The sequence below is a fragment of the Vibrio sp. 2-2(8) genome, from assembly GCF_963888495.1.
Classification (GTDB): domain Bacteria; phylum Pseudomonadota; class Gammaproteobacteria; order Enterobacterales; family Vibrionaceae; genus Vibrio; species Vibrio anguillarum.
This window is the reverse complement of the sequence record NZ_CAWPJM010000052.1, coordinates 92460-117892: the sequence shown is the minus strand read 5'-3', so window position 1 is coordinate 117892 and position 25433 is coordinate 92460. Positions and strand designations below refer to the sequence as shown.

The 25433-nt window shown below is 45.8% G+C and carries 22 protein-coding genes; 16 read left to right on the top strand and 6 right to left on the bottom strand.

Features of this window, described 5'->3' with window-relative positions; genetic code table 11:
* The first annotated feature begins 285 nt into the window (after window positions 1–285).
* From AACV12_RS14715 to AACV12_RS14680, 8 genes are all read left to right on the top strand, one after another.
* The gene (locus tag AACV12_RS14715; RefSeq protein WP_170900621.1) at window positions 286–1122 is read left to right on the top strand and encodes a TauD/TfdA dioxygenase family protein; all 837 of its coding nucleotides are present in this window, start codon (window positions 286–288) and stop codon (window positions 1120–1122) included.
* Window positions 1119–2555 (top strand): FAD-binding protein, encoded by a 1437-nt coding sequence (locus AACV12_RS14710; RefSeq protein WP_170900619.1) that lies wholly within the window; start codon window positions 1119–1121, stop codon window positions 2553–2555. The genes AACV12_RS14715 and AACV12_RS14710 overlap by 4 nt, the downstream gene beginning before the upstream one ends.
* Window positions 2556–2631: 76 nt before the next feature.
* Complete coding sequence (locus tag AACV12_RS14705; RefSeq protein ID WP_170900617.1) at window positions 2632–4374, top strand: L-tyrosine/L-tryptophan isonitrile synthase family protein; 1743 nt, start codon at window positions 2632–2634, stop codon at window positions 4372–4374.
* 310 nt (window positions 4375–4684) lie between these two features.
* Window positions 4685–5263, top strand: a complete 579-nt coding sequence (locus AACV12_RS14700; protein ID WP_010318736.1) for an aminodeoxychorismate/anthranilate synthase component II — start codon at window positions 4685–4687, stop codon at window positions 5261–5263.
* A 378-nt stretch (window positions 5264–5641) separates the two neighbouring features.
* Window positions 5642–6853, top strand: coding sequence for an aspartate aminotransferase family protein (locus tag AACV12_RS14695; protein WP_026029182.1), 1212 nt, complete (start codon window positions 5642–5644; stop codon window positions 6851–6853).
* A gap of 66 nt (window positions 6854–6919) precedes the next feature.
* On the top strand, window positions 6920–7939 hold the full coding sequence (gene astA, locus AACV12_RS14690) for an arginine N-succinyltransferase (RefSeq protein ID WP_170900615.1): 1020 nt from the start codon (window positions 6920–6922) through the stop codon (window positions 7937–7939).
* Window positions 7940–7970: 31 nt separating this feature from the next.
* A complete protein-coding gene (astD, locus tag AACV12_RS14685) occupies window positions 7971–9428 on the top strand; it encodes a succinylglutamate-semialdehyde dehydrogenase (protein WP_017046749.1) in 1458 nt (485 codons plus the stop codon).
* Window positions 9429–9496: 68 nt separating this feature from the next.
* Complete coding sequence (locus tag AACV12_RS14680) at window positions 9497–10291, top strand: DUF1338 domain-containing protein (RefSeq protein ID WP_013855906.1); 795 nt, start codon at window positions 9497–9499, stop codon at window positions 10289–10291.
* 104 nt (window positions 10292–10395) lie between these two features.
* On the opposite strand, the gene crp is transcribed toward AACV12_RS14680, so the two are convergent.
* The 6 genes from crp to AACV12_RS14650 form a co-directional block, all read right to left on the bottom strand.
* Window positions 10396–11028 (bottom strand): cAMP-activated global transcriptional regulator CRP, encoded by a 633-nt coding sequence (gene crp / locus AACV12_RS14675; protein WP_010318741.1) that lies wholly within the window; start codon window positions 11026–11028, stop codon window positions 10396–10398.
* A 241-nt stretch (window positions 11029–11269) separates the two neighbouring features.
* The gene (locus AACV12_RS14670) at window positions 11270–12139 is read right to left on the bottom strand and encodes a phosphoribulokinase (RefSeq protein WP_017046747.1); all 870 of its coding nucleotides are present in this window, start codon (window positions 12137–12139) and stop codon (window positions 11270–11272) included.
* A gap of 82 nt (window positions 12140–12221) precedes the next feature.
* Window positions 12222–12428: a YheU family protein gene (locus tag AACV12_RS14665; RefSeq protein ID WP_010318743.1), complete on the bottom strand. Its 207-nt coding sequence runs from the start codon at window positions 12426–12428 to the stop codon at window positions 12222–12224.
* Between the two features lie 59 nt (window positions 12429–12487).
* A complete protein-coding gene (locus tag AACV12_RS14660) occupies window positions 12488–13495 on the bottom strand; it encodes a hydrolase (RefSeq protein ID WP_017046746.1) in 1008 nt (335 codons plus the stop codon).
* 56 nt (window positions 13496–13551) lie between these two features.
* Window positions 13552–14031 carry a TIGR02444 family protein gene (locus tag AACV12_RS14655; protein WP_013855908.1) on the bottom strand — a complete coding sequence of 160 codons (480 nt, stop codon included), beginning with the start codon at window positions 14029–14031 and terminating at the stop codon, window positions 13552–13554.
* A 1-nt stretch (window position 14032) separates the two neighbouring features.
* A complete protein-coding gene (locus AACV12_RS14650) occupies window positions 14033–15952 on the bottom strand; it encodes an ABC transporter ATP-binding protein (protein WP_170900613.1) in 1920 nt (639 codons plus the stop codon).
* Window positions 15953–16084: 132 nt separating this feature from the next.
* Here AACV12_RS14650 and kefG point away from each other — a divergent pair, with 132 nt between their 5' ends.
* From kefG to rnr, 8 genes are all read left to right on the top strand, one after another.
* Window positions 16085–16672 carry a glutathione-regulated potassium-efflux system ancillary protein KefG gene (gene kefG / locus AACV12_RS14645; protein WP_026029181.1) on the top strand — a complete coding sequence of 196 codons (588 nt, stop codon included), beginning with the start codon at window positions 16085–16087 and terminating at the stop codon, window positions 16670–16672.
* Window positions 16656–18455, top strand: coding sequence for a glutathione-regulated potassium-efflux system protein KefB (gene kefB / locus AACV12_RS14640; protein WP_088732893.1), 1800 nt, complete (start codon window positions 16656–16658; stop codon window positions 18453–18455). Before kefG ends, kefB begins: the two co-directional genes overlap by 17 nt.
* Window positions 18456–18486: 31 nt before the next feature.
* Window positions 18487–18687, top strand: a complete 201-nt coding sequence (locus AACV12_RS14635; RefSeq protein ID WP_010318749.1) for a YheV family putative zinc ribbon protein — start codon at window positions 18487–18489, stop codon at window positions 18685–18687.
* 97 nt (window positions 18688–18784) lie between these two features.
* Window positions 18785–19381 carry a peptidylprolyl isomerase gene (gene slyD, locus AACV12_RS14630; RefSeq protein WP_013855912.1) on the top strand — a complete coding sequence of 199 codons (597 nt, stop codon included), beginning with the start codon at window positions 18785–18787 and terminating at the stop codon, window positions 19379–19381.
* 216 nt (window positions 19382–19597) lie between these two features.
* A complete protein-coding gene (locus AACV12_RS14625; RefSeq protein WP_170900611.1) occupies window positions 19598–20539 on the top strand; it encodes an isoaspartyl peptidase/L-asparaginase family protein in 942 nt (313 codons plus the stop codon).
* 129 nt (window positions 20540–20668) lie between these two features.
* Window positions 20669–21967 (top strand): adenylosuccinate synthase, encoded by a 1299-nt coding sequence (locus tag AACV12_RS14620; protein ID WP_094145368.1) that lies wholly within the window; start codon window positions 20669–20671, stop codon window positions 21965–21967.
* A 218-nt stretch (window positions 21968–22185) separates the two neighbouring features.
* Window positions 22186–22821: a flagellar protein MotX gene (gene motX, locus AACV12_RS14615; RefSeq protein ID WP_013855917.1), complete on the top strand. Its 636-nt coding sequence runs from the start codon at window positions 22186–22188 to the stop codon at window positions 22819–22821.
* A gap of 160 nt (window positions 22822–22981) precedes the next feature.
* Window positions 22982–25429, top strand: coding sequence for a ribonuclease R (rnr, locus tag AACV12_RS14610; protein WP_017046740.1), 2448 nt, complete (start codon window positions 22982–22984; stop codon window positions 25427–25429).
* The last annotated feature ends 4 nt before the right edge of the window (window positions 25430–25433 follow it).

Below are 25433 nucleotides of genomic sequence, written 5' to 3'. Positions count from 1 at the left end.
CCTTTGTCATTCATCAAATAATGACAGCTCTAATTAGAGAGATATAAACCATTTTGGTTTCCTTTAAATACGGGCAAATAATAAATTTCTTCTGAATGATGGCACTATTGAGATATCTATTCCTAAATAAACTGGGATTAATAATTAAATTAGCAATGTCAATCTTATAAATATCAATATTGTGTAAATACTTTTAATATTATCCAACCGAATTTTCGAAAATGATGGATGCAATGTTGTTTTATTTCTAACGTTTTATTAAAAATTAATTTAAAGGAACGGGTGATGAATTATCAGGTCACGAAGCTCCATCCTTTTGGAGTAAAAATAGAAGCAAATGGATTAAAAATTCCCATTAGCGAAGTACCAATAGCACTACTGCGTAAACTATTTATTGAGCATCAGTTAGTATTGATACGTGGATTTAAAGCCTTTGAACAGGCCGAGCAATTTGCGGAATATTGCGAGCAATGGGGAGAGATCAGTATTTGGCCATTTGGCAAAGTGTTAGATTTAATTCAAAAAGATCAGCCAAAGGACCATATTTTTGATAGTAGCTATATGCCGCTGCATTGGGATGGCATGTTTCGTCCTCAAGTACCTGAATATCAGATATTTCAATGTGTTCAGGCGCCATTGCCAGCACAAGGCGGCCGGACGACCTTCACTCATACAACCAAGGCGCTACAGAACGCAACCGAACAGCAGCGCTCATTGTGGCGAAAAGTCACGGGGCACTACCAGCGAGAGATGGAGTTCTATTGCAGTCACACCATTTCCCCGATTATTGCTCAACACCCCTATCACTCACACGAGGTCATTCGTTACGCCGAACCGCATTTCGCTGAACGTGGCGATCTGCTAAACCCACCAAATGTGACCTTTAGTGGCATTGGTAGTGAGCAAATAGCGGAGTTCCACCGTAGCTTACGTGACGCACTGTATGACCCTCGTCATTTTTATGCTCACGAGTGGCAAAATGATGATGTGGTCATTACGGATAACTTTAACTTACTGCATGGTCGAGAAAGCTTTTTATCGCATACCCCACGTCATATCCGTCGAGTTCAGGTGCTAAGCGATCCACCGTTTGATAACCCAAGTTTGGAGTCTTACCGATGAGTGATTACCATACTGATATTATGATCGTTGGGGCAGGCCCTGTTGGGCTTATGTGCCACTATTTAGCGCAGCGCTGCGGTCTGAACTCACAAATTATTGATAAATCTAATGGGCCACTGGTGGTCGGACGGGCCGATGCGCTTAATGCTAGAACTCTGCAGTTACTTGATATAGTTGACTTATTTGAGCCACTTTACGTGCAAGGCAAACCCTGTAATACCAGTTCGGTATGGGCTGATGGTCAATTTTTGTCACGCCAGTCTCATTGGTGGACAGCGCTGCAAGGCTGCTTCTATCCTCACTTTTTGATGTTGGGGCAAGCACATATTGAAAAAGCGCTAGATAGTGCAGTCAAAGTGCAGAACGCGGCCGTGCGCCGTGGTTTATCTGTGGTCGATATCACTGTTGATGAGCAAGGCTGCGTGACGGAACTGAGCAGTGGCGAGCGAGTTCGTTCACGTTACGTGATTGGTGCAGACGGTGGGCGCTCTTTTGTACGTCAGCATTTTTCGATTCCATTTGAAATCGAGAGACCAGAAATTATCTGGGCGGTGATTGATGGTGTTATTGAGTCAGATTTTCCGAAAGTGCCAGAAATCATCGTATTTCAGGCTGAGACGTCAGATGTCGCCTGGATTCCACGTGAAGGTGATTTGGATCGTTTTTATATCCGTATGGACACCGAAGAGTTTACTCAGCAAGAGGTTATTGCGCGAATTAACCGAGCAATGTCGCCGTATTCACTGACGTTTAAGCAGGTTGAGTGGTTTTCTTATTTCTCGGTTAAGGAGTCTGTTGCAGAACGGTATGACCACCAGCAACGGGTCTTTCTAGCAGGAGATGCCTGCCATATACATTCGGTCAATGGCGGCCAAGGGCTCAATACTGGAGTTGCTGACGCGTTCAATTTGATCTGGAAGCTCAATATGGTGTTGCGTGGTCAGGCATCAACTACGCTGCTGGACAGTTATCAGGCTGAGCGCCAACCAGTGGCTCGCAGCGTGATTGAAAGCTCTGGTGCATTGGTACGTGCGACTAAATACTCAGAACGAGGAACCCATGCGGAGGACTATGTACAAATCGTTGAACAGCGAGCTGGTAACATCACAGGTATGGGCATTGGGTATGGCAATGGTGGCTTAAACGGTTCTCGAGTGTATGACTTTGAGATGCATAGCGATCAGCAGAGTTGCCGCTTTTATCAATGGCTAGATTACCGCTCCTTTACGCTTCTGTTGACTGGCGATGCGGAGTTACCACCAGAAATTCCTCCGTTTGTGCGTTGCCTTCATCTGTACGATCAAGCGAAGCCTGGGCAGTATTGGAGTGAGAGTTCATTCTACCAGGGGCAGGCTTTACTGATCCGCCCTGATGGTTATATTGCGGCTTTCGCGTCGCTTGCGCACGCGGCTGAACTGTTGGCTGGCCTATAAACTTTTTAACCGAGAGTGAAGATCGAGGGTTCTGCATCATTCCGTCAATGGTCTTCGCCTTTAATAAGGAAACACTATGCTTGATCATCAACAGCAGCAATGTGTGGATAATATTGCTTTTATTTTATTAGACCAATTATTAGCACAAACAGACGCCACTTTTACTGGGTATCAGAAGTTAAAAACGCAGATAGCTCAGTGTGTCATTGAAAACAAAGTTATTACATTATTACTACCCGCCTTTCCATGTAAAACGAATAACCTAGATAAGGTATTAGGTTATAAGCCTGACTTGGGTGAATATCGAGTTTTACAAAAATTTGTTAATGCCATTCGTGATATTCAATCTGTCTATTCTCCAGGAGTGATGTTTTACATTTTTTCTGATTATCATACATTTTCTGATTATATTAATGTCGATTTAGAACATCATTACACTTATTCTGATGAATTACGGAATATGGTGGAAAATATGAACGCCAGTGATTGTCTAAAAATTATAAACTTTGAGCACTTCTCTGCGTTTGATGACTTAAATGAATATCAATATTTCAATGGATTAAAGCAGCGCTTTGGTGATGCGGAATATGAGCGTGATTTTGCACGTCTTAAACAGCATGATAATGCAATGCATCATACCTATCTGGGCTTGAAAAAATTCATGCATCAGGATCAGAAATATGCGCTTGCTCCACTGAGTTATAAGAAGCGACGTGAGCGCCTAGCCCTTATGGCTAAGGGAATGATGGTGCAAGGACGTGCACTCGATAATTTCCTCAATACTCATTTGAGCCACGCTATTCGTCTCAGCATTCATGAACACCCAATGCAAGGCAAAAAATATTCGCTGTTTCTTTTTGATGAGCGATCGTTTAAGACACCTTGGCATACTTGTGTTTTATTTGATGCTTGCCGCGGAGAATTTATTATTGATACGCAGGCCAATCACAAACAACGTGAAGGCGTGATTATTCCCGTAATGCATCAAGGAACGCTGTGGTGTTTACTGCGTTTCAATATCGAAGACGCTAACGAGGCACAGTTGATGCGTGAGGTAAAAGCCACTCTACAAACAGAGCAGTTTGGCCTGACGTTAGAGTCACACCATGGATGCTCACTGACCGCGCTACCGCAGGCTCAAGTGAGCCAATTAGTAAGGGCGTTCTCTGCTGTCTGTTTAAAAGGCTTTAGCCCGTTGCCTCAAGCTTCATTTTGGTCTTCGTGGTTTACCGGAAATCATGCTCTGCTTCCGGAAGAATATGTTCGGAGTAGTACATTAGCAGAGCCCAGTTGGTACGGGCTCAAAACACCGTCAACGAGCATAGCGCGTCGCTATTCTTATACTGACATGACTCCTGATGAATGGGCGATTTACTGTTCATCTGCTCCGCTGAAGGTTAACTTACTCGATGCCTCACTGGCTGCGTTGTGTCTTAATGGTCAAGCAAGTGGTTGGCTGAAAAATACCATTGTGCAGTACGATGATATGGCTGCTTATCCTGTGATTATGTCGGGGGATTGGGGAATGAATTTACGCTGGAGCCCATCATTGGCGAAGCATATATCGTCGTCGACTGAAATTGACAATATCAATCAAGTAGCCAATGTTTTAACTCCTATTCTTGAACGTTCACAAGTACAGCATGTGTTTGATTTACAACTTGGCGATATATTACTGGTGAATAACCACACCGTACTTCGTTATGGCGTGTTATCCGAAACAGAATTAGCGGTGCGTCAGCCTTATTCGGTAAATTCCCCTTGGCAGCCTCATAACAAACAACCAAGTAGTGAGCATTTACAAGAAAGCCCTGCTTAAATAAACGACATTTTTAGGAAATAAGCATTAAGAGCCAAGTAAGCGGGTTACTTGGCTTTATTTTTATGGAACATTAACTATGGGATAGATTTATTTTATCGTTGTTTCCGTTCTCTTATTCGACCATACGATGAGAAGTGTTACTTTCAAATGAGAGCAAGTAAAATAATGATCACAACCGAACTGGCTACATAATGAACGAATGTGCAAATCGTGTATTTAGCACAGAATCGATAACTTCTTGCCTTTCCAAACCAGTATTGCACAATAGCGCCTCTCGCTGACTTTTACCCAGAGCGTTTTAATTCACATGCTACTTATCATCGATAACTACGATTCGTTTACCTACAACTTGTACCAATACTTCTGTGAGTTGGGAGTTCAAGTGACGGTGGTGCGTAATGATGAAATCGATATCGCTGGCATTGAAGCGCTCAGCCCAACGCATCTGGTGATTTCCCCTGGGCCTTGCACGCCGAATGAGGCGGGAATTTCACTGGCCGCGATTGAACATTTTGCGGGTAAACTTCCTATCTTAGGAGTCTGCCTTGGGCATCAAGCCATTGCGCAAGTGTTTGGCGGGCAAGTGGTGCGAGCCAAAAAGGTGATGCATGGTAAAACCTCACCGATCCAACACACCAACCGTGGCCTCTTTCTAGGGCTCAATAACCCGTTAACCGTTACTCGCTACCACTCGTTGGTGGTCAAAGCCGATTCTCTTGCGGACTGTTTTGAGCTCACCGCTTGGACTCAACAGGCTGATGGTTCGATGGACGAAATCATGGGTTACCAACATAAAACACTGCCAATTGATGCCGTGCAGTTTCATCCTGAATCAATTAAAACAGAACAGGGCCATCAACTGCTCGCAAATTTTTTGCGCCGTTGAACCATTCTCAACCGGACTGCGATCACCTTTCTTAACATTTTCTTCATCATTTCTGCTGTTTTTTATCTTTGCAATATTATGCACCATACATCCTGTTGGAATGAGGGATGGCTTGTCGTCTCAAGGCCTTGTTGTGCTTATTCATATTATTTATAAAAAAGTGCTTCATAAAAGAGGTGACTTAATGCATAAATAATCATAAGTAGTGACGATTGTCGGTGGTTCTGCCGATCTAAAAGAATAAATCACTATTGAAATGGTTAATAATTTGTAAATACAATGCTGCATTAGCTAAAAAGCAAAACAATATCTTCCACTCAAGCGTTTAATAGGAAGATCGCAATCTGCTTGGCATGCGGTATCAAGAGGGAATGTGTAATGACAGTGGAAAATAGTGTAGAGCGCAGTCTGTTTGATGAGGTGATGGTCCCTTGTTATAACCCGATGGAAATGATTCCAGTTAAAGGGCAGGGCTCTCGAGTGTGGGATCAACAAGGTCATGAATACATCGACTTTGCTGGCGGTATTGCGGTGAGTTGTTTGGGCCATTGTCATCCGGCGATGGTTGATGCGATTACCAAGCAAGCCAATAAGTTGTGGCATCTCAGTAACGTGATGACTAATGAGCCTGCTTTGCGCTTGGCGAAAAAATTAACGCAAGTCAGTTTTGCTGAAAAGGTGTTTTTTGCTAACTCCGGCGCGGAAGCTAATGAAGCGGCGCTCAAACTGGCGCGTCGCTGGGCCGCTGATGTCCATGGCGAACAGAAATCAGAAATTATCGCCTTTAACCAAGGCTTCCACGGCCGTACTTTCTTTACAGTGACGGTCGGGGGACAAGCGACTTATTCCGATGGATTTGGTCCTAAACCTGCGGATGTTACCCACCTACCGTATAACGATATTGAAGCGTTGCAAGCACACATCTCTGATCGCACTTGTGCGGTAATGATGGAACCCTTGCAAGGCGAGGGTGGCATTGTGTCGCCTTCGGCTGAGTTTGTCCAAGCCGTGCGTGAATTATGCAATAAGCACAACGCCCTGTTGATCTTTGATGAAGTGCAAACCGGTAATGGCCGCACTGGTGAGTTCTATGCTTATCAAGGATTGGGCGTCACGCCGGATATTTTAAGTACCGCGAAATCACTCGGTGGCGGCTTCCCTATTGGCGCTATGCTCACCACAAACGAATTAGCCGCGCATTTTAAAGTGGGCACTCACGGTTCGACTTATGGTGGCAACCCACTGGCTTGCGCGGTAGCAGAAGCGGTAGTTAATGTGGTTAGCCAGCCAGAAACCTTGGCTGGCGTGAAAGAGCGTGAAGCGCTCTTTCGTGAAGGATTGGCTAACATTAATGAGAAGTACCACATTTTTAGTGAAATCCGTGGTAAAGGTCTACTGCTTGGCGCGGCATTAAATGAGCAGTGGCAAGGTCGCGCTCGCGATATCCTACAAGCCGCGGGCAAGCAAGGTTTACTGGTGTTGGTTGCGGGTATGAACGTGGTTCGTATGACGCCTTCATTAGTGATCACCAAACAAGAAATAGAAGAAGGCTTAGCAAGATTAGATAAAGCTATTGCATCACTCATGTAGTGAAAAAGCCTAGCAGCCCAAGGTAGGATGCCTTGGGCCACTTCAAGCATCTGGAGGGAAGTATTGATGCTAGTTGTTCGCCCTATCGCAATGTCGGACTACGATGCGCTACACACATGCGCTATTGAATCCGGTCACGGGTTTACATCACTACCCGTGAATGAAAAGCTCTTAACCAACCGTATTACTCATTCTGAATACAGCTTCGCTAAACCCGACGTCTCAGAGCCAGGAGATGAAGGTTACCTGATGGTCGGTTTTGATTCTGAAACCGGTGAGGTAGCAGGGACGACTGGCGTTGAAGCATCGATTGGCCATGACGTACCATTTTATTCTTATCACATCAGCACGATAGTGCATTCGTCGCCTAAGCTGAAGGTCAACAATACCGTCAAGTTGCTTACTTTTGGCAATAACTACACTGGATGCAGTGAAATTTGTACGCTTTTTTTACGTCCAGATTTTCGTCAAGGGTTGAATGGGCGTTTGATGTCGAAATGCCGTTTTCTGATGATGGCGGAACACCCACATCGTTTTTCTAAAACCATCTTTGCTGAAATGCGTGGTGTGTCTGATGCCGAAGGCAACTCGCCCTTTTGGCAATGGCTGCAAGAGCATTTTTTCTCGATTGATTTCACTATGGCTGATTATTTAACCGGCATTGGTAAAAAAGGGTTTATTGCTGATCTGATGCCCAAACTGCCGATTTACGTCAACTTATTGAGTAAAGAGGCACAGGCGGTGATTGGTCAAGTGCATGACAATACCCGTCCAGCGTTAACGCTACTCGAGCGCGAAGGATTCACCTGCCGTAACTATGTAGACATTTTTGATGCAGGTCCAACGGTTGAGTGCGATTTGCGCAATATCGAATCCGTACGTCACTCGGTGCGAGCTAAAGTGGAAGTGGCCGAGCATTCAAGCTCGCAAGATTATCTTATCTGCAATAGCTCGTTTGAAAACTTTCGTGCTACTGCTGCAAAAGGTGCTTATAACCGCGAAACGGAAACGGTGATCATCTCACCTAAAGTGGCGCAAGCTCTATTGGTTGATAGTGGTGATTTTGTTCGAATTTTGGTGCAGTAAAATAGGTACATTGGAAGGTAAGGATTAACAGATGACTCAGTGGATTGCAGGTGAATGGTTAGCTGGACAAGGCGAGGCAATGCTTTCGCTTAGTCCCTATAACAATGAGACGATTTGGCAGGGCGATAGCGCCACACCCGCGCAAGTAGAAGCTGCGGTAACGGCGGCAAGAGTCGCATTTATAGAATGGAAAAAACGTCCTTTTGTTGAGCGTGAGCAATATGTATTAGCCTTCGCTGAAAAAGTGAAACAGCGCAGTGAAGAGCTTGCGCAGATCATCGCCAAAGAGACAGGAAAGCCACTCTGGGAAACGCGTACTGAAGCGGCAGCGGTGGCGGGTAAAATCGCTATATCCATTCGAGCTTATCATGATCGCACTGGTGAAAACACACGCGAAGCAGCGGGTAATCAACTGGTATTGCGTCATCGTCCATTGGGCGTTCTTGCGGTTTTTGGTCCGTATAATTTCCCTGCCCACCTGCCGAATGGTCATATTGTGCCTGCACTTTTAGCGGGTAATACGGTTGTGTTTAAACCTTCAGAGCAGACTCCGTGGACGGGTGAGTTTGTGATGAAATTGTGGCAAGAAGCCGGCCTACCTGCGGGTGTACTTAACCTAGTGCAGGGCGCGAAGGAAACGGGTATTGCGCTTGCTCAGGCCAAAGGCATTGATGGCCTTCTTTTTACTGGCAGCGCCAATACAGGTCATTTACTCCATCGCCAGTTTGCTGGGCAGCCGGGGAAAATGCTGGCTTTAGAAATGGGCGGCAACAACCCAATGGTTATCTCTAAGCAGTATGGCGAGCTTGATGCGGCAGTGTATACCATTATTCAATCCGCATTTTTAAGTGCAGGCCAGCGCTGTACCTGTGCGCGGCGTCTTTATGTTCCAGAGGGAAATGAAGGCGATCGATTGCTTGAAAAGCTGGTCAGTGCCACTCAAAAATTGCGTATTGATCACCCCTTTGCTGAGCCAGCACCTTTTATGGGGCCACAAATATCACAAGCGGCGGCGCAGTTCATTCTTGCTGCTCAGGACAATTTACGCGCCTTGGGTGGCGTCAGCTTGCTGGCCGCGACACCTTTGCAGGCGGCGTTTGTCACTCCGGGCATTATTGATGTCACCGCAGTTAGCCAATTGCCTGATGAAGAGTATTTCGGACCATTGTTACAAGTCGTGCGTTACCAAAGCTTAGAGCAAGCGGTACAACTGGCTAATGAAACTCGCTTTGGTTTATCGGCAGGCTTAGTGTCGACCAATGATGCCGAATGGGACTACTTTGTCGATCATATCCGCGCTGGCATTGTAAATCGTAATCGACAATTAACCGGAGCCAGTGGTGATGCACCGTTTGGGGGGCCGGGAGCATCGGGAAATTTAAGACCAAGCGCCTATTACGCGGCCGATTACTGCGCATACCCAATGGCATCAATGGAAGGTCGTTCGACTGAACTGCCTGCCACGCTCAGCCCTGGGGTTGAGCTATAGCAGTAAACTTTATCTAAAACCCCATGCCTACTAGCATGGTTTAAACCGAGCACAGACAAGGAGGCGTTATGACGCCAACCGTTTTATTTCAATCATTATGGAATGACTACATTCAGCGCCTTTGCCCTTCTGCCGACAAAGTCCATCACTTGCTTCAAGAAGAGGAAGCGTTGATTAATGACCATATTGCGTTGCGAACCTTCAATGTTGCGCCATTAGGTATTGAAACGCTGGCTAAGCCTTTTCTTGCCTTAGGCTACGTTGCCTGTGGTGATTATGTGTTTGAAAGTAAGAAGCTGGTAGCGAAGCACTATGAACACCCTGATCCGACTCAGCCTAAAGTATTCATAAGCGAGCTGAAAGTGGAAGAGTGCTCACCTGCACTCCAAGCCATTGTGGAGAAGCTGGTACATCAAGTCGATAGCAATAAATTAAACAGCAGTGACTTTTTATATGGCGGTCGTCTATGGCAACTAAGCTACAGCGATTATTTGCAGCTTGCCAACGAAAGTGAATACGCCGCTTGGTTGGCGGCGCATGGCTATGGCGCAAACCATTTCACTGTTAGTGTTAATCAACTGCAGGCGTTTAATGAAGTGAAAGCGGTCAATGATCATCTACGCCAAGCGGGTTTTACCATCAATGAAAATGGTGGAGAAGTGAAAGGTACGCCTGATGTGCTGCTTGAGCAGTCGTCGACCATGGCCGATAAAGTACCAGTGCAATTTACGGAAGGAGTGGAGGTGATTCCCGGTGGATTCTATGAATTTGCCAAACGCTATCCAATGGCCAACGGTGAACTCTATAGCGGTTTTGTGGCGGCCTCTGCAGATAAGATATTTGAAAGCACTGACATGCAATAGCCTCTCATCTTTTTTACTTTCGTATCGAAATATCGCCAAAGAAAAAGCCACCTGAGTTCCCCAAGGTGGCTTTATGCATTCAATCTCAATCATTTTGATTGAAATTAACGAGTTCCGTACACCACGATAGTTTTACCGTGGGCAGAAATTAAATTCTGCTCTTCGAGCATCTTCAAAATACGTCCCACAGTTTCACGAGAACAGCCTACAATTTGGCCGATCTCTTGGCGGGTGATTTTGATTTGCATGCCATCTGGGTGCGTCATTGCATCAGGTTGTTTCGCTAGGTTGAGTAGCGTTTGTGCAATACGACCCGTCACGTCTAGGAAGGCTAAATCACCCACTTTTTGACTGGTGACTTGTAGACGTCGAGAAATTTGTGCAGACAGACGCATTAAGATGTCTGGGTTCACTTGGATAAGCTGACGGAATTTCTTAAAAGAGATTTCCGCAACTTCACAAGGTGATTTTGCACGGACCCAAGCAGTACGCTCTTGGTCTTCTTCAAATAGACCAAGCTCACCGATAAAGTCACCTTGGTTGAGGTAAGAGAGGATCATCTCTTTACCTTCTTCGTCTTTAATCAATACCGCTACCGAGCCTTTGACGATGTAGTACAGCGTCTCTGCTTTTTCGCCCGCATGAATCAACGTGCTTTTCGATGGGTATTTATGAATATGACAGTGTGAAAGAAACCACTCTAGTGTTGGATCGGTTTGAGGTTTACCTAGAACCATAATATCTCACTTCCTCTGCAGGGTACGCTTGCCGCTTTCCATATTGTAGCTAAGCCTAAAATAAGCTTACTAGGATAAGAGCACTTTCCAAATGCTGCAAGCTAACTTGTGTTTCGGTTAAGGATAGTATCCTTTTTCAGAAACGATTTCTTGATTTTAATCGTGTCAGTGGCATGATTTTTTACGCAAAACTGTGCACATGATCACGGTATGAAAAGTAACCGTCAACTTGTCCGATCACTTAGCCAATTTTACCTGTTTCAATCAATTGCTGCAGGATCGGTCTGACGATCAATTCCATCGCAAAACTCATCTTGCCACCCGGTACCACAATGGTGTTGTGGCGCGACATAAAAGAGCCATCAATCATGGCGAGCAGATAGGGGAAATCAACATTCTTTATGCCGCGCAGGCGTATCACGACGAAGCTTTCATCCAAACTAGGGATGCCCTTGGCGTTAAGTGGGTTTGAAGTATCAACCGTCGGTACCCGTTGGAAGTTGATGTGAGTTCGTGAGAATTGGGGGGTGATGTAATTGAGGTAATCATCCATCGAACGGACGATGGAATCCATCACCGCTTCACGTGAATGGCCTCGATCACGAGTATCACGCACGTACTTTTGTATCCACTCAAGGTTAACGATTGGCACCATGCCTATCAAAAAATCGACATGCTGCGCGACGTTTACATCGCCATCGACTACACCGCCATGCAGACCTTCGTAAAACATCACATCCGAGTTGTCTGGTAAATCTTGCCAAGGTGTAAAGGTGCCGGGCATTTGATTGTAGGGCACAGCTTCGTCAAAAGAGTGTAGATAGCGGCGAACTTGGCCTGTGCCTAATTTCCCATATTGGCGGAAAAATTCTTCCAATGCAGGAAAATCATTGGCTTGTGGACCAAAGTAACTGATGTGCTTCCCTTGTTCGCGCGCTTTACGAATTTCCACATCCATTTCTGGCCGTGTAAAACGATGGAAGCTATCCCCTTCAACCCATGCTGGTTTAATGTTCATCATATTGAACATTTTGCGAAAGGCTTCTGAGGTCGTAGTTGTACCGGCACCGGACGAGCCGGTGACAGCGATAATTGGATGTTTTGCTGACATGACAAACCCTGTCTGTATGTAACGTACTTGTTATCGATGGCTGCAATATAGCACGAAAAGAGTAGATTGTTTTGAGCTGAAATTATTTACGCAATTGAATATCCACACTTTCATGCAACTCAGAATAGACGATGATCGCCTCCCCTGTTGCGAGCTGTTTCTTTATTTGCTCGATTTTTTGCTGCAATGGTACTTCCTGCTCTCCGTAATCAGTACCTTCGCGTAATACAAACGTTTCAATCAAATTATCCAGTGTTTCAGGCGCAATGTGCTGCCAAGGAATAAGCATGACGACCTCTTAAACTGTCATGGAGAAAAGGGTATCGATTTAAAGCGATATGTGATTAATCATGCGTTGCATTGATGGTCAATAGGGTTGCCGTGACGCAGGTTTTCGTAATAGGTTGGAAGTGCTTCTTCGAGCCAAAATTTAGGCTTAAGCGCGCTACCGCTGAGAAAACCGACATGGCCACCTTGGGTAAATAAGCGGTAATTGATGTTCTCTGGTAAGGAAAATTTGGGGATCACGGCATCCGTCATAAAGGGATCATCTTGCGCTTGAATGATTTGTAGCGGCACGCGAATTTGTGTCAACTTTGAAAGGCCTGAGCACTGCTGGTAGTAATCCTGCGCATCTTGAAAACCATGCAAAGGCGCGGTGATGAGATCGTCAAATTCGTAAAGTTTTTTGATGTGTTTAATTTGATGGTTAGAAATACCTAACTCATTATGTAAAAGATGCTGTTTCTTTAGTGCATTTTTTTTCAATGATGTCAGTAAGTAAGCGCGATAAACCTTTGAAAATCCCTGTTCAATGCGTGTGGAACACGCTGCCAGATCGAGCGGAGCGGAGACAACGGTTGCTGCGCTAACGATCGGGTCGTGATTATATTGTGCTAAGTAATTAACCAACATATTGCCGCCAAGAGAAATGCCCACTGCCACGATAGGTCGATTCGGGCATTGCTTGCGTATGTATTCGAGCACAAAGCGTGCATCTTCAACTTCACCAGAATGGTAAGCACGTGCCAGATGGTTCGGTTTGCCGCTACAGCCGCGAAAATGCATCATGACCGATAACCACCCCTGCTGTGCGAAGGCGTACATTAAGCCATTGGCATACGGGCTATGAAAACTGCCTTCTAAGCCATGAAACAAGATAAATAGGGGTTTATTTTGTACTCGCTCTGAGCGCCAATCATCACTCCAAGCAAGGTCTAAAAAATCACCATCAGGTGTAAACAGCGTTTGCCACAGCGGCTCAAAACGTGCGCGTTTGCGCAACAAACGAGGAAGCAGAGTCTGAAGGTGTGGATTTGTTAGTCCAGTAGCAGCGATAAATGAAGTCATAACCATAGCGTATTATTTTTATGAATTGCGACCAGTATACACCGAGCGAGCAATTGATGTAGTTACGGTTTTTGAGAATGAGGCGCCGGGGTTTTAAAAGCGAGATGCAAATGCTCACAGCCAAGCTGGCGACAGTAACGCAGCGTTAATTGTTCATCATGGTTATTCTGCAATGCCAATGCGTTGATACATTCCACGAGGTCAGCTTGCTGCTGCTTTTCAAGCTGCAGCTCAAATTGCAGCGCCTCGCGGTACAGCGTATCTGGCACCATGCTTTTCAAACGTCGTCTTAACTCTCGGTAACTGTGCAGCAGCGCTTCTGAACGGCCGATACATTGAGTGACATTTTGCCAGTCAGCATCGGCAACCGTCACTTGTTGCTCATCAAGCCATTTGAGTAGCAGCAATAAGTTGACGTTGCCGTGGAAGTTATTTTGTAAACTTAAGCACGCCTCTTTCACTTCTCGCACGCTGTAGTATTGCAAACTGAATTGCCATAAGCGTTCTAAGGTCAGTGATAATCGTACGTGCTCTTGGCTCATCTTAGCGACTGAATTCCTGCTCTAGTTGTTCGAGTGTCTCTTGTTCCGACATCCATTCCATTTCGATCGCTTCAAGTGCCGATTTACTGCGAGCTTGAAGCGCAATCACTTCGGTAAGTTTAGCTTTGTTTTCGGCTTCATACAGCGAAGTATCAGACAATTGCGCTTCAGTTTGCGCCAGTGCCGCGTTCAATGTGTCCATTTTCGCTTCGAGTTGTGTCAGTTTTTTGCGAATTGGTGCGGTTTGGATACGAAATTCCGCTTCTCGGCGCTTTTGATCTTTTTTGGCAGCGGCACTGTTGCTGCTGTCTTTGGCGGGTTGCTGAGATTGAACTTCTCTACGTTCCGCTTTCTGTTGTTCTGTCAGCCACTTGTAGTAGTCGGTCAAATCCCCATCGAAAGGCGCGACTTGACGATCGTGCACCAAGTACAAGTCATCGGTGGTTGCGCGCAGTAGATAGCGATCATGGCTGACGATGACCATCGCGCCTTCAAAGGTTTGCAGGGCAAACGTTAGGGCTTGACGCATATCCAAGTCTAAGTGGTTGGTGGGTTCATCAAGCAGCAGCAAGTTCGGTTTTTGCCACACAATTAGCGCAAGCACTAAGCGAGCCTTTTCACCCCCGGAAAACGGAGCGATTTTCTCTAGCGCTTTGTCGCCTTGGAAACCAAAACTACCCAGATAATTACGCAGCTCAAGTTCGTTTTTATCTGGGGCGATTTGCATCATGTGCTGCAGAGGGGTCTCTTCTGGATGCAGTGTTTCTAACTGATGCTGGGCAAAGTAACCAATCTTTACACCTTGCGAATAAGTGAGATCGCCACCTTGCGGTTTTAACTCACCGGAGAGCAATTTAATTAATGTTGATTTACCTGCACCGTTACGCCCGAGTAATCCAATACGGCTTCCTGGTACAAGGTTGAGGCGAATTTTTTCTAAAATTAAACGTTCACCATACCCGGCGTAGACTTCGTCCATCATCATGATTGGGTTAGGCAGTGCTGAAGGCTCTCGAAATTCGAAATTAAATGGGTTATCAAATTGAGCTGGCAGCACTTTTTCCATTCGTTCCAACGCTTTGATACGACTTTGTGCTTGGCGAGCTTTGGAGGCCTTGTAGCGGAAACGGTCGATGTAGCTTTGCATGTGCACCATCTGCTTTTGCTGCTTCTGGTACATGGCTTGCTGCAAGATCAGTTTTTGCGCTCGTTGATTTTCAAACGATGAGTAGTTTCCGGTGTATTCATTCATGGTTTGATTTTCGATATGGATGATGCGTCCGACGATCGGATCAAGAAAATCGCGGTCATGGGAAATCAAGATCAAGGTGCCGGGATAGTTTTGTAACCAACGTTCAAGCCACATGACGGCGTCCAAATCCAAGTGGTTGGTCGGTTCATCAAGCAGCAGTAAATCCGAGCGGCACAACAGCGCTTGCGCTAAGTTTAAGCGCATCCGCCAACCACCCGAAAATTGCGTTAAACTCCATCCCATCTGTTCTTGGCTAAACCCCAAACCATCAAGCAGTTCAGAAGCACGGGCGCGAATACTGTATCCGCCGATGGTTTCAATTTTTCCATGCAGCTCTGCAACCAAGGTTCCTTGGTCTGCCTCTTCAGCAACGCTGAGGCGTCGTTCTAATTCACGATATTCACGATCGCCATCGATGACATATTCAATCGCATCGCGATCAAGAGCCGGAGTTTCTTGGGCAACCCAAGCCAGTTCCCAGTGAGCTGGTTTACTGAAGGAGCCAGCGTCAATAGATAGCTCATCTTTGAGTAGGGCAAAGAGCGTTGATTTGCCACAGCCATTTTTGCCTACTAGGCCAACTTTATCGCCCGGCTGGATAGTTGCAGAGGCCTTTTCAAGGAGCGGTTTACCGCCGCGCAGTAATTGAATATCAGAGAAGGTAATCATAAAAATCTATTTTTCATATCGAGACGTTATCGCGTGGAATAGTAGGGGCAATAAGGATAAATGTCGATCATTATGCAAATTGCGTTATTATGCTTAATAACATATTGATAACTATTGGGAGCGCAGACAAAAATGTCCACCACCGTCATGCCTGACCAAATTACACCTAAAATATTGGTGATTTATGCGCATCCTGAGCCATTAAACTCCATCGCCAATCAAACCATGCTGCTCAATATTGCGTCACTTTCCCACGTCACAGTGCATGACTTGTATGCAACCTATCCCGATTTTTTTATCGATGTGCACGCAGAGCAGCAAAAACTACTTGAGCATGATGTGATTGTGTTTCAACACCCTCTTTATATGTATTCCTGCCCTGCGCTGCTCAAAGAGTGGTTTGATCGCGTGCTTGCCAAAGGGTTTGCCTTCGGCGGACAGACGGCGTTGCATGGTAAATACTGGCGTAGCGTCATCACCACGGGCGGAAAAAAAGAAGCGTTTGATGAGCGGGGCTACAACAAATACCCACTGGATCAAATTCTCCAACCATTTGAATTAACCGCGGCTCTGTGTTGTATGAACTGGATGGAACCGTTAGTTCTCTACTGGTCACGTAATGTGAGTGATATGGAGCGCTATCAACACGCTGAGCATTATCGACACTGGTTGCAACACCCACTGGCCACACAAGGAGAGCTTGATGGCGTTAAGCGGTGATTTTTTACAAAGCAGCGTGGTGTTTTTAACCGCGGCTGTGGTGGCCGTACCGATTGCTCAGCGTGCAGGGCTGGGTTCGGTGCTCGGCTATTTGTTAGCTGGTGTAGCCATAGGCCCTTGGGGGCTGGGTTTAATCAGTGATGTGCAAGCCATATTACACTTTGCTGAATTTGGCGTGGTGCTGCTGCTGTTTCTGATTGGGCTGGAATTAAATCCCAAAAAATTGTGGCAGATGCGTGGGCCGATCCTTGGTTTGGGTGGCGCGCAGGTAGTGGTAAGTACCTTAGTCATCGCTAGTATTGCTTATCTATTAGGCGTTAACTGGCAAAGTAGTTTAGTGATTGGTATGGGCCTTGCGCTCTCTTCGACAGCAATCGCATTACGCGTAATTGAAGAACAAGGGCTAACACGCAGTGAAGCTGGCCAGTCTGGTTTTGCGGTACTGCTTTTTCAAGATATCGCTGTCATCCCGATGTTGGCCTTTTTGCCTTTACTGGCAGGCAACGCCGGTGGAAGCTGGTTAGATGTGACTTGGATGTTGGGTGGCATTACCGCTTTGCTGGTGGGGGGGCATTTTCTATTGAGCCCGCTGTTTCGTTATATTGTGACCAGTGGTGTGCGTGAACTTTTTACCGTTGCTGCCTTATTGTTGGTTATTGGGATTGCACTGTTAATGCAGCAGCTTGGCTTGTCAATGGCGCTCGGTACTTTCCTTGCTGGCGTGTTGCTGGCAGAAAGTGAATTTCGCCATGAACTTGAGATCGCGATTGAACCGTTTAAAGGGTTATTGCTCGGGCTATTTTTTATTGCCGTTGGAATGGCGGTTAATTTGGGCTTATTGGCGCAAGCGCCGCTGCAAGTGTTGGCGGCTGTATTAGGTCTAGTGGTGCTGAAAGGAGGAATCCTTTATCTCCTCGCACGTTTATCGGGTACGCGTTCTAAAGCACGCAGCAAAATGGCGGCGATCCTCAGCCAAGGCGGCGAGTTCGCGTTCGTGATTTTCACAGCGGCAAGCGCACAGGGTGTGCTATCACAGGATCAAGTGGCCTTTTTGCTCGTTGTGGTCAGTCTGTCGATGGTCACCACACCTTTATTACTGACGATTCAGGACAAATGGTTTGCGCGAAAATTGAACCTCAGCAGTGACGATGAGATGCATTCCGATGTCGTCAATAAACAGCCGCAAATCATCATTGCGGGTTTTGGCCGTTTTGGGCAAATTGTAGGGCGTTTGATGTACGCTAATAAGATTAAAATTACCGTATTAGAAAGCGATGCCAGTCAAATTAAATTATTGAGAGAGTACGGTTATAACGTTTTTTATGGTGATGCAACTCAACTTGAACTGTTGCGCGCCGCGGGTGCAGAAGAAGCTGAGGCGATTGTCATCTGTACTGATGCGCCCGATGAAGTGATGAAAATTGTCGAGCTTTGTCAGCACCATTTCCCGCAGTTAAAGATCTTAGCTCGCGCTCGTAGCCGGGTAGAGGCGTATCAGTTACTCAGCCATGGGGTCGATAAATACTCGCGGGAAACTTTCTTAGGCGCTTTGGACCTCGGCCGACAAGTACTGGTCGAATTGGGCATGCACCCTTACCAAGCCAAGCGCGCCGAAGCACATTTTAGAAAACTCGATAATGCGATGCTCAAAGAGCTGCTACCGCAACATAACCAAGACAAACAACTCGCACTGCGCGCCAAAGAGGCACGTAAAGAGCTGGAAGAAATATTTGGGCGTGAAATGGATAATGATCGCCAATCTCGTCATTATTGGGAAAAATAACGCCAATCAATATTCAGTTGTAGGATGTAACGTGAAACAGAAAAAACGCTTTATTGCCGGTGCAAAGTGCCCAAGTTGTCAGTCACAAGATACTCTGCGCTGGTGGGTTGAAAACAACATAGAGCTCGTTGAGTGTGTCGAGTGCGACTACCATGAGCAGCGAAAGCCCAAATCTGTAGAAAAAAGTGAACATGCTCGGCAAGAGATGATCGGGATTTTTAAACCAGAATAATTGAGTTTCTGGAATAGATCTTCATAATACGCCTCATACCGATCGATTTCTTAGGTTTGAAGATGACAACCTAGGAACAAACCTCCTTGGAGTTGTTATGAAAATTGAAAAGAACGTGGTTGTAAGCCTAGCCTACCAATTAGTATTGGAAGATGGTGCAGTCGTAGACCAATCAACAGTTGATGCACCACTAGATTACCTTCACGGTCACAACAATCTAATTACTGGCCTTGAAAATGAGTTGGAAGGAAAAGTTGTGGGCGATAAGTTCACAGCAACTATCGCTCCTGAAGAAGCGTACGGTGAATACAACGATGAGCTTGTACAACGTGTACCTGCTGAAGTTTTCCAAGGCGTTGATGAAATTGAAGTGGGGATGCGTTTTCTAGCGGATACTGACCAAGGCCAAATTCCAGTTGAAATCACGGAAGTGGATGGTGACGAAGTGGTAGTTGATGGTAACCACATGTTGGCTGGCCAAACATTAACGTTTGATGTAGAAGTCGTTGCGATTCGCGCTGCAACTGAAGAAGAGATCCAACATGGTCACATTCACCAAGCTGGTGGCTGTGGACATGGCCACGACCATGACCACGATCATGATCATGAAGGTGGTTGCTGTGGTGGTGAAGGCCATGACCATGGTGAGAAAAAAGAAGGTTGTTGCGGTGGCGGCAGCTGCGGTTCACATTAATCATTTTTTGGTTGGTAGTGCCAAAGTAGGCAGTAATAACCGACTGATACAATGAAATGGAAAGCGTTAATCGTCATGCGATTAGCGCTTTTTTGTTGCTTGTTAATTATTACAGTACTCACTTGCCGCCTACCTGCAACTTCAAGTTATTTGGGTATAGTTAATGTGTAGAACAGAAGTGTATTGCCTCTCAATTTATTAAGTTAAGGAATTCTCATGTCACAACCTTTTGCTATAGCAATTCATGGCGGCGCTGGAACCATCATTCGTCAACAAATGAGCGAATCATTAAAGCGCGATATTTTGAACACGCTAGAAAGTGCTGTCCGAGCGGGGCATAAAGTACTGGCACAAGGTGGTGATGCACTGGATGCGGTGGTTGAGGCTGTGAAAATACTTGAGGACTCTCCGTTGTTTAACGCAGGAAAAGGTTCGGTGTTAACGCATCAAGAGATGGTGGAGATGGACGCCTCTGTCATGCATGGCAAAATGATGGACGCAGGCGCGGTCGCTGGGGTTCGGCACATTAAAAACCCAGTGCAGCTCGCGCGTGATGTAATGAAGCACAGTGATCATGTGTTGTTGATTGGTGAGGGCGCAGAAGCGTTTGCTTTTACTCAAGGGCATCAATATACAGAACAAGATTACTTTTTTACTGAGCGTCGTTATGAACAGTTGCTAGCGATGAAAAGCAGCAATCAATTTGCTTTGTCGGAAGCAAAATTCCCAGATGACAAGAAATTTGGCACTGTTGGCGCAGTTGCATTGGATAAACAAGGCAACCTTGCGTCTGCTACTAGTACCGGTGGCATCACGAATAAAAAATTTGGTCGCGTCGGCGATTCTCCCATCATAGGTGCAGGAACGGTGGCTGAAAATGGCAATGTGGCGGTATCGACAACGGGCATGGGGGAATATTTCATTCGTAAAATGGTTGCCAGTGACGTTGCCGCTCGCATGCGTTATTTAAAAGAAGATGTTCATACCGCATGTGAAACCATTATTCAGGGTGAACTTAAAACGCTCGGTGGTGAGGGTGGATTGATCGCCATTGATGCGCAAGGCGACATTCATTTTGCAATGAACAGTTCCGGTATGTACCGTGCATGTGTTGATCGTCAAGGAGAGCTAATCGTAAAAATATATTCGGATGAGTAACTTACGTGCCTAATAACTGAATCATTTATTAAGTTATATTTTTATGACATTTTCGTGTTTAAAAAAGGACTGCAAGGAAAAGGATTCGGTGCTAGAATCCTTTTTTAACTAGCAATCAGACTTGGAAAGATGGGAAATAACGTAGTCGTTCTAGGCACCCAATGGGGTGACGAAGGCAAAGGTAAAATCGTAGACCTTTTAACTGAAGATGCAAAATACGTGGTTCGCTACCAAGGCGGCCATAATGCAGGCCACACTTTGGTCATTGACGGTGAAAAAACCGTTCTTCATTTAATTCCATCCGGCATTCTTCGCAATAAAGTGAAATGCATCATCGGTAACGGTGTTGTGCTTTCACCTGACGCACTAATCAATGAAATGAAGCCTCTAGAAGAGCGTGGTATTCCAGTCCGCGAACGTCTTTTCATTTCTGAAGCTTGCCCACTTATTCTTCCTTACCACATTGCGCTTGACCAAGCTCGTGAAACGGCTCGTGGTAAAAAAGCAATTGGTACGACAGGTCGTGGTATCGGTCCTGCTTATGAAGACAAAGTGGCTCGTCGTGGTTTACGCGTTGGTGACTTGTTCGATATGGCTTCATTTGCAGAAAAGCTAAAAGAAGTGATGGAGTTCCATAACTTCCAACTTGAGCATTTCTACAAAGCTGAACCAGTAAGCTACGAATCTGTACTTGAGCAAGCACAAGGCTATGCTGATTTGTTGACTTCGATGGTGATCGACGTGACCGATGAACTTGATGCAGCGCGTAAGCGTGGCGACAAAATCATGTTCGAAGGTGCACAAGGTACTATGCTTGATATCGACCACGGTACATACCCATACGTAACGTCTTCTAACACGACTGCTGGTGGTGTTGCTGCAGGTTCTGGTTTCGGCCCTCGTCATCTAGGTTATATTCTAGGTATCGCGAAAGCTTACTGTACTCGCGTTGGTGCAGGTCCATTCCCAACCGAATTGGATGATGAAATCGGTAATCACCTAGGCACGAAAGGCCATGAGTTTGGTGCAACAACAGGCCGTAAGCGCCGTTGTGGTTGGTTTGATGCGGTAGCGATGCGTCGCGCCATTCAAATTAACTCAGTCACAGGCTTCTGCTTGACTAAACTTGACGTACTTGATGGTCTAGAAGAGCTAAAAATCTGTACGGGTTACCAAATGCCAGATGGCTCAGTTGCTCAAGTATCACCAATGGCAGCTGACGCTTTTGAAGCGGTAACACCTATTTACGAAACTATGCCTGGTTGGTCTGAAAATACTTTCGGTGCTAAATCAATTGATGCCCTGCCACAAGCGGCGCTTGATTACATCAAACGTATTGAAGAGTTGACAGGTGTACCTGTTGACATCGTTTCTACAGGTCCAGATCGTAACGAAACCATTATCAAGGTTCACCCATTTTCAGTTTAATGGTTGATTGATAAACGTTTTTAAAACCGGCTTTCAGAGCCGGTTTTTTTATACCTGTATTGATGATATTTTGTCCTTGGTGTGGCAATAAATGGCCGAATAACGGCAAATTTTGTCTAAAGAGTTTGCCGCACTGGTCGATAAAGTTATCAAGCCCAGCCCTAGATGAAACTGAGGCTATAATTTTAAGGCTATCGATAGACATAAAGAGTGCAGGTATGAAGCTACGAACGGTAGCAGCTTCATTGTTTTTAGCGCTGACCTCATCCTTGAGTCATGCCAACGTGGCGGAAGTGGGTGAGCCAGTCCCTATTTACACCGAAGCTGAACTAATCAAGTTAATTGAGCAAAATAAACATTTAGAGCAAGTCAAGGCCGACAACTGCCAATTGGTAGAAGATATTGTTGCGCGTGCTACTCGCATCAGCCTGCCTTCCTACGAGTTTTTGTATGGAGATATGCTAGCGTGGGGGGTCTGTGTAGATCAAGATGTCGAACTTGGCTTGTACTATATGGAGAATGCAGCTCATCAAGGTTTACCCGCTGCGTTAGAGCAGCTTGGGCGTTATTATTCGCGTGGTACTTTAGTACAGCAGGATAAAGAGCGAGCTATTCCCTATCTGCGTGAAGCCGCTGCGATGGGCAATATTAATGCTCGTATCCATCTAGCTGAGCTTTTGCTGCGTGATTATGGCAGCCCGCTTGATTATGAAGATGCTTATCGCTGGCTCTATAATTCGGTGACTATCGATCAAAGAATACATTCTCGGATCTCTATGCTCCGGCAGGGGTTAGAGCAGCGAATGCCACAAAATGTGGTTGCGCGAGCCAAGCGCAGAGACACGTTTTGGTAGCCTTCATTATTGCTTTTTTATTTCGCCCACACGGTTGGGCGAAGTAATTTCTACGCTTTTCCTCTAACGCATTAGCCTATAATAATCAATACGCTGCTGTAGCTTCTGCCGTGAGTCAGTTATACTCTGGCTATCTCTCCTTGCTTTAGCAGGTCTGCCTATGTCTGAAATTATCAATAACGATCCTTTTGCGGATCGAGAATCTAGCAATTACGAAAATCCAATTCCAAGCCGAGAATTCATCCTCGAATTTCTAACCGAAGCCAATGTACCGATGAATCGTAATGATCTTTTTGAGGCATTGGGTTTGTCTGGTGAAGAGCAATACGAAGGGCTACGCCGTCGTTTGCGTGCGATGGAGCGAGATGGCCAATTGGTATTTACTCGTCGCCAATGCTATGCATTGCCAGAAAAACTGGAAATGATCAAAGGTCACGTAATCGGACATAAAGATGGTCATGGGTGGGTTCGTCCAGATGGCAGCGTTGGCAAAGATAACGATGTTTTGCTACCTCATCACCAAATGCGTACCATTATTCATGGCGACTACGTGCTGGTACAACCGACAGGCACGGATAAAAGAGGCCGTAAAGAAGGGCGTTTGGTCCGAGTTTTGGAAGAACGTAAAACCCAACTTGTTGGGCGTTTCTTCCTCGAAAATGGCTACTCTTATGTCGTGCCCGATGATTCACGCATCACTCAAGACATCTTGATCCCTAATGAGCACAAAGGCGGAGCTCGCATGGGGAACGTGGTGGTGATTGAAATTACCGATCGCGGTGCAAGAGCAAGAGGAATGACAGGCAGGGTTGTTGAAGTTCTTGGGGAAAATATGGCTCCCGGTATGGAGACTCAAATAGCGATTCGCACTCACCAGATCCCTCATGAGTGGCCGCAAGAAGTATTAAAGCAAGTCGAAAACCTGAGAGAAGAAGTTCCAGAAGAGGCGAAACAAGGGCGCGTGGATTTGCGTCAATTACCTTTAGTGACTATTGATGGTGAAGACGCGCGTGACTTTGATGACGCGGTGTATTGCGAAGCCAAAAAAGGTGGTGGCTGGCGTCTCTGGGTTGCGATTGCTGACGTAAGTTATTATGTGCGCCCCGATACGGCTCTTGATAAAGAAGCGATCAACCGTGGTAACTCAGTTTACTTCCCATCGCAAGTCGTTCCTATGCTACCGGAAGTGCTGTCGAACGGTCTTTGTTCACTCAATCCACAAGTCGACCGTCTATGCATGGTGTGCGAGATGACAGTCTCTGCAACGGGCAAAATTTCGGGTTACAAACATTACGAAGCCGTGATGAACTCTCATGCCCGTTTAACTTACAACAAAGTACACGCCATTCTTGAAGGGGATGAAGAGCTACGCGAACGTTATCAAGCCGTGGTTCCTCATCTTGAAGAACTCTATTCGATGTATAAGGTGCTAAAAGCAGCGCGTGATGAGCGTGGCGGTATCGAATTTGAAACGATTGAAACTAAGTTTATTTTTAATGCTGAGCGTAAAATCGACAGCATTGAACCTGTTGTACGTAATGATGCGCATAAAATAATCGAAGAGTGCATGATCCTCGCTAATATTGCTTCAGCCTCGCTGGTGGAAAAAGCGAAAGAGCCCGCTCTGTACCGTATCCATGAATCACCGGGAGAAGAGCGTTTGACCGGTTTTAGGGATTTCTTAGGCGAGCTTGGTTTGAACTTAGCGGGTGGGCTAGAGCCTTCGCCAACCGATTACGCTAACTTAATGAAACAGATTGGTGAGCGCCAAGACAAAGAGTTGATCCAAACCATGTTACTGCGTTCCATGAAGCAGGCTGTGTATAACGCGGATAACTGTGGTCACTTTGGTTTAGCGCTCAAACGCTATGCGCACTTTACTTCACCTATTCGTCGCTACCCTGATCTCCTATTGCACCGCGCAATTAAATATTTGATTGCCAAAGAATCGGGCAATCACACCGACCGTTGGACAACCACAGGTGGTTATCACTACTCTTTTGATGACATGGACTTCTATGGTCAGCAATGTTCAATGACAGAACGCCGTGCTGATGATGCGACGCGTGAAGTATCTGATTGGCTCAAGTGTGAATACATGCAAGATCATGTAGGCGAAGAGCTTGATGGAGTCATAGCCAACGTGACAGGTTTCGGTTTCTTCGTTCGTTTAACTGAGTTGCACATTGATGGATTGGTCCATATTTCAACGCTAGCGAACGACTACTATCAATTTGATCCCGTGGGACAACGATTGATCGGCGAAAGTTTTGGCAACATCTATCGCTTAGGTGACGCCGTTAAAGTCAAAGTGTTATCCGTCAACTTGGATGATCGTCAAATTGACTTTGAAATCGTGGGCACTAGCCGTAAGCTGCGCGGAGAAGGCAAGACAGCGAAGAAACGTGCAACGGATGCACGAGAGAAAGCACGTGGCAAGAAGGTGACGTCAAGTAAAGGAAAGGCAACTCCTTTAGTTGAAGCGACTAAACGCCCAGATGAAAAAAGTAGTGAAGGCTCAAAACCTGAACGAAAAAAAAGCAAAACAACAAAAGCACGCAAAAAGAAACCCGCGGCCAAAGCAAATAAAGCGCGTGCTAGTAAATAACGAT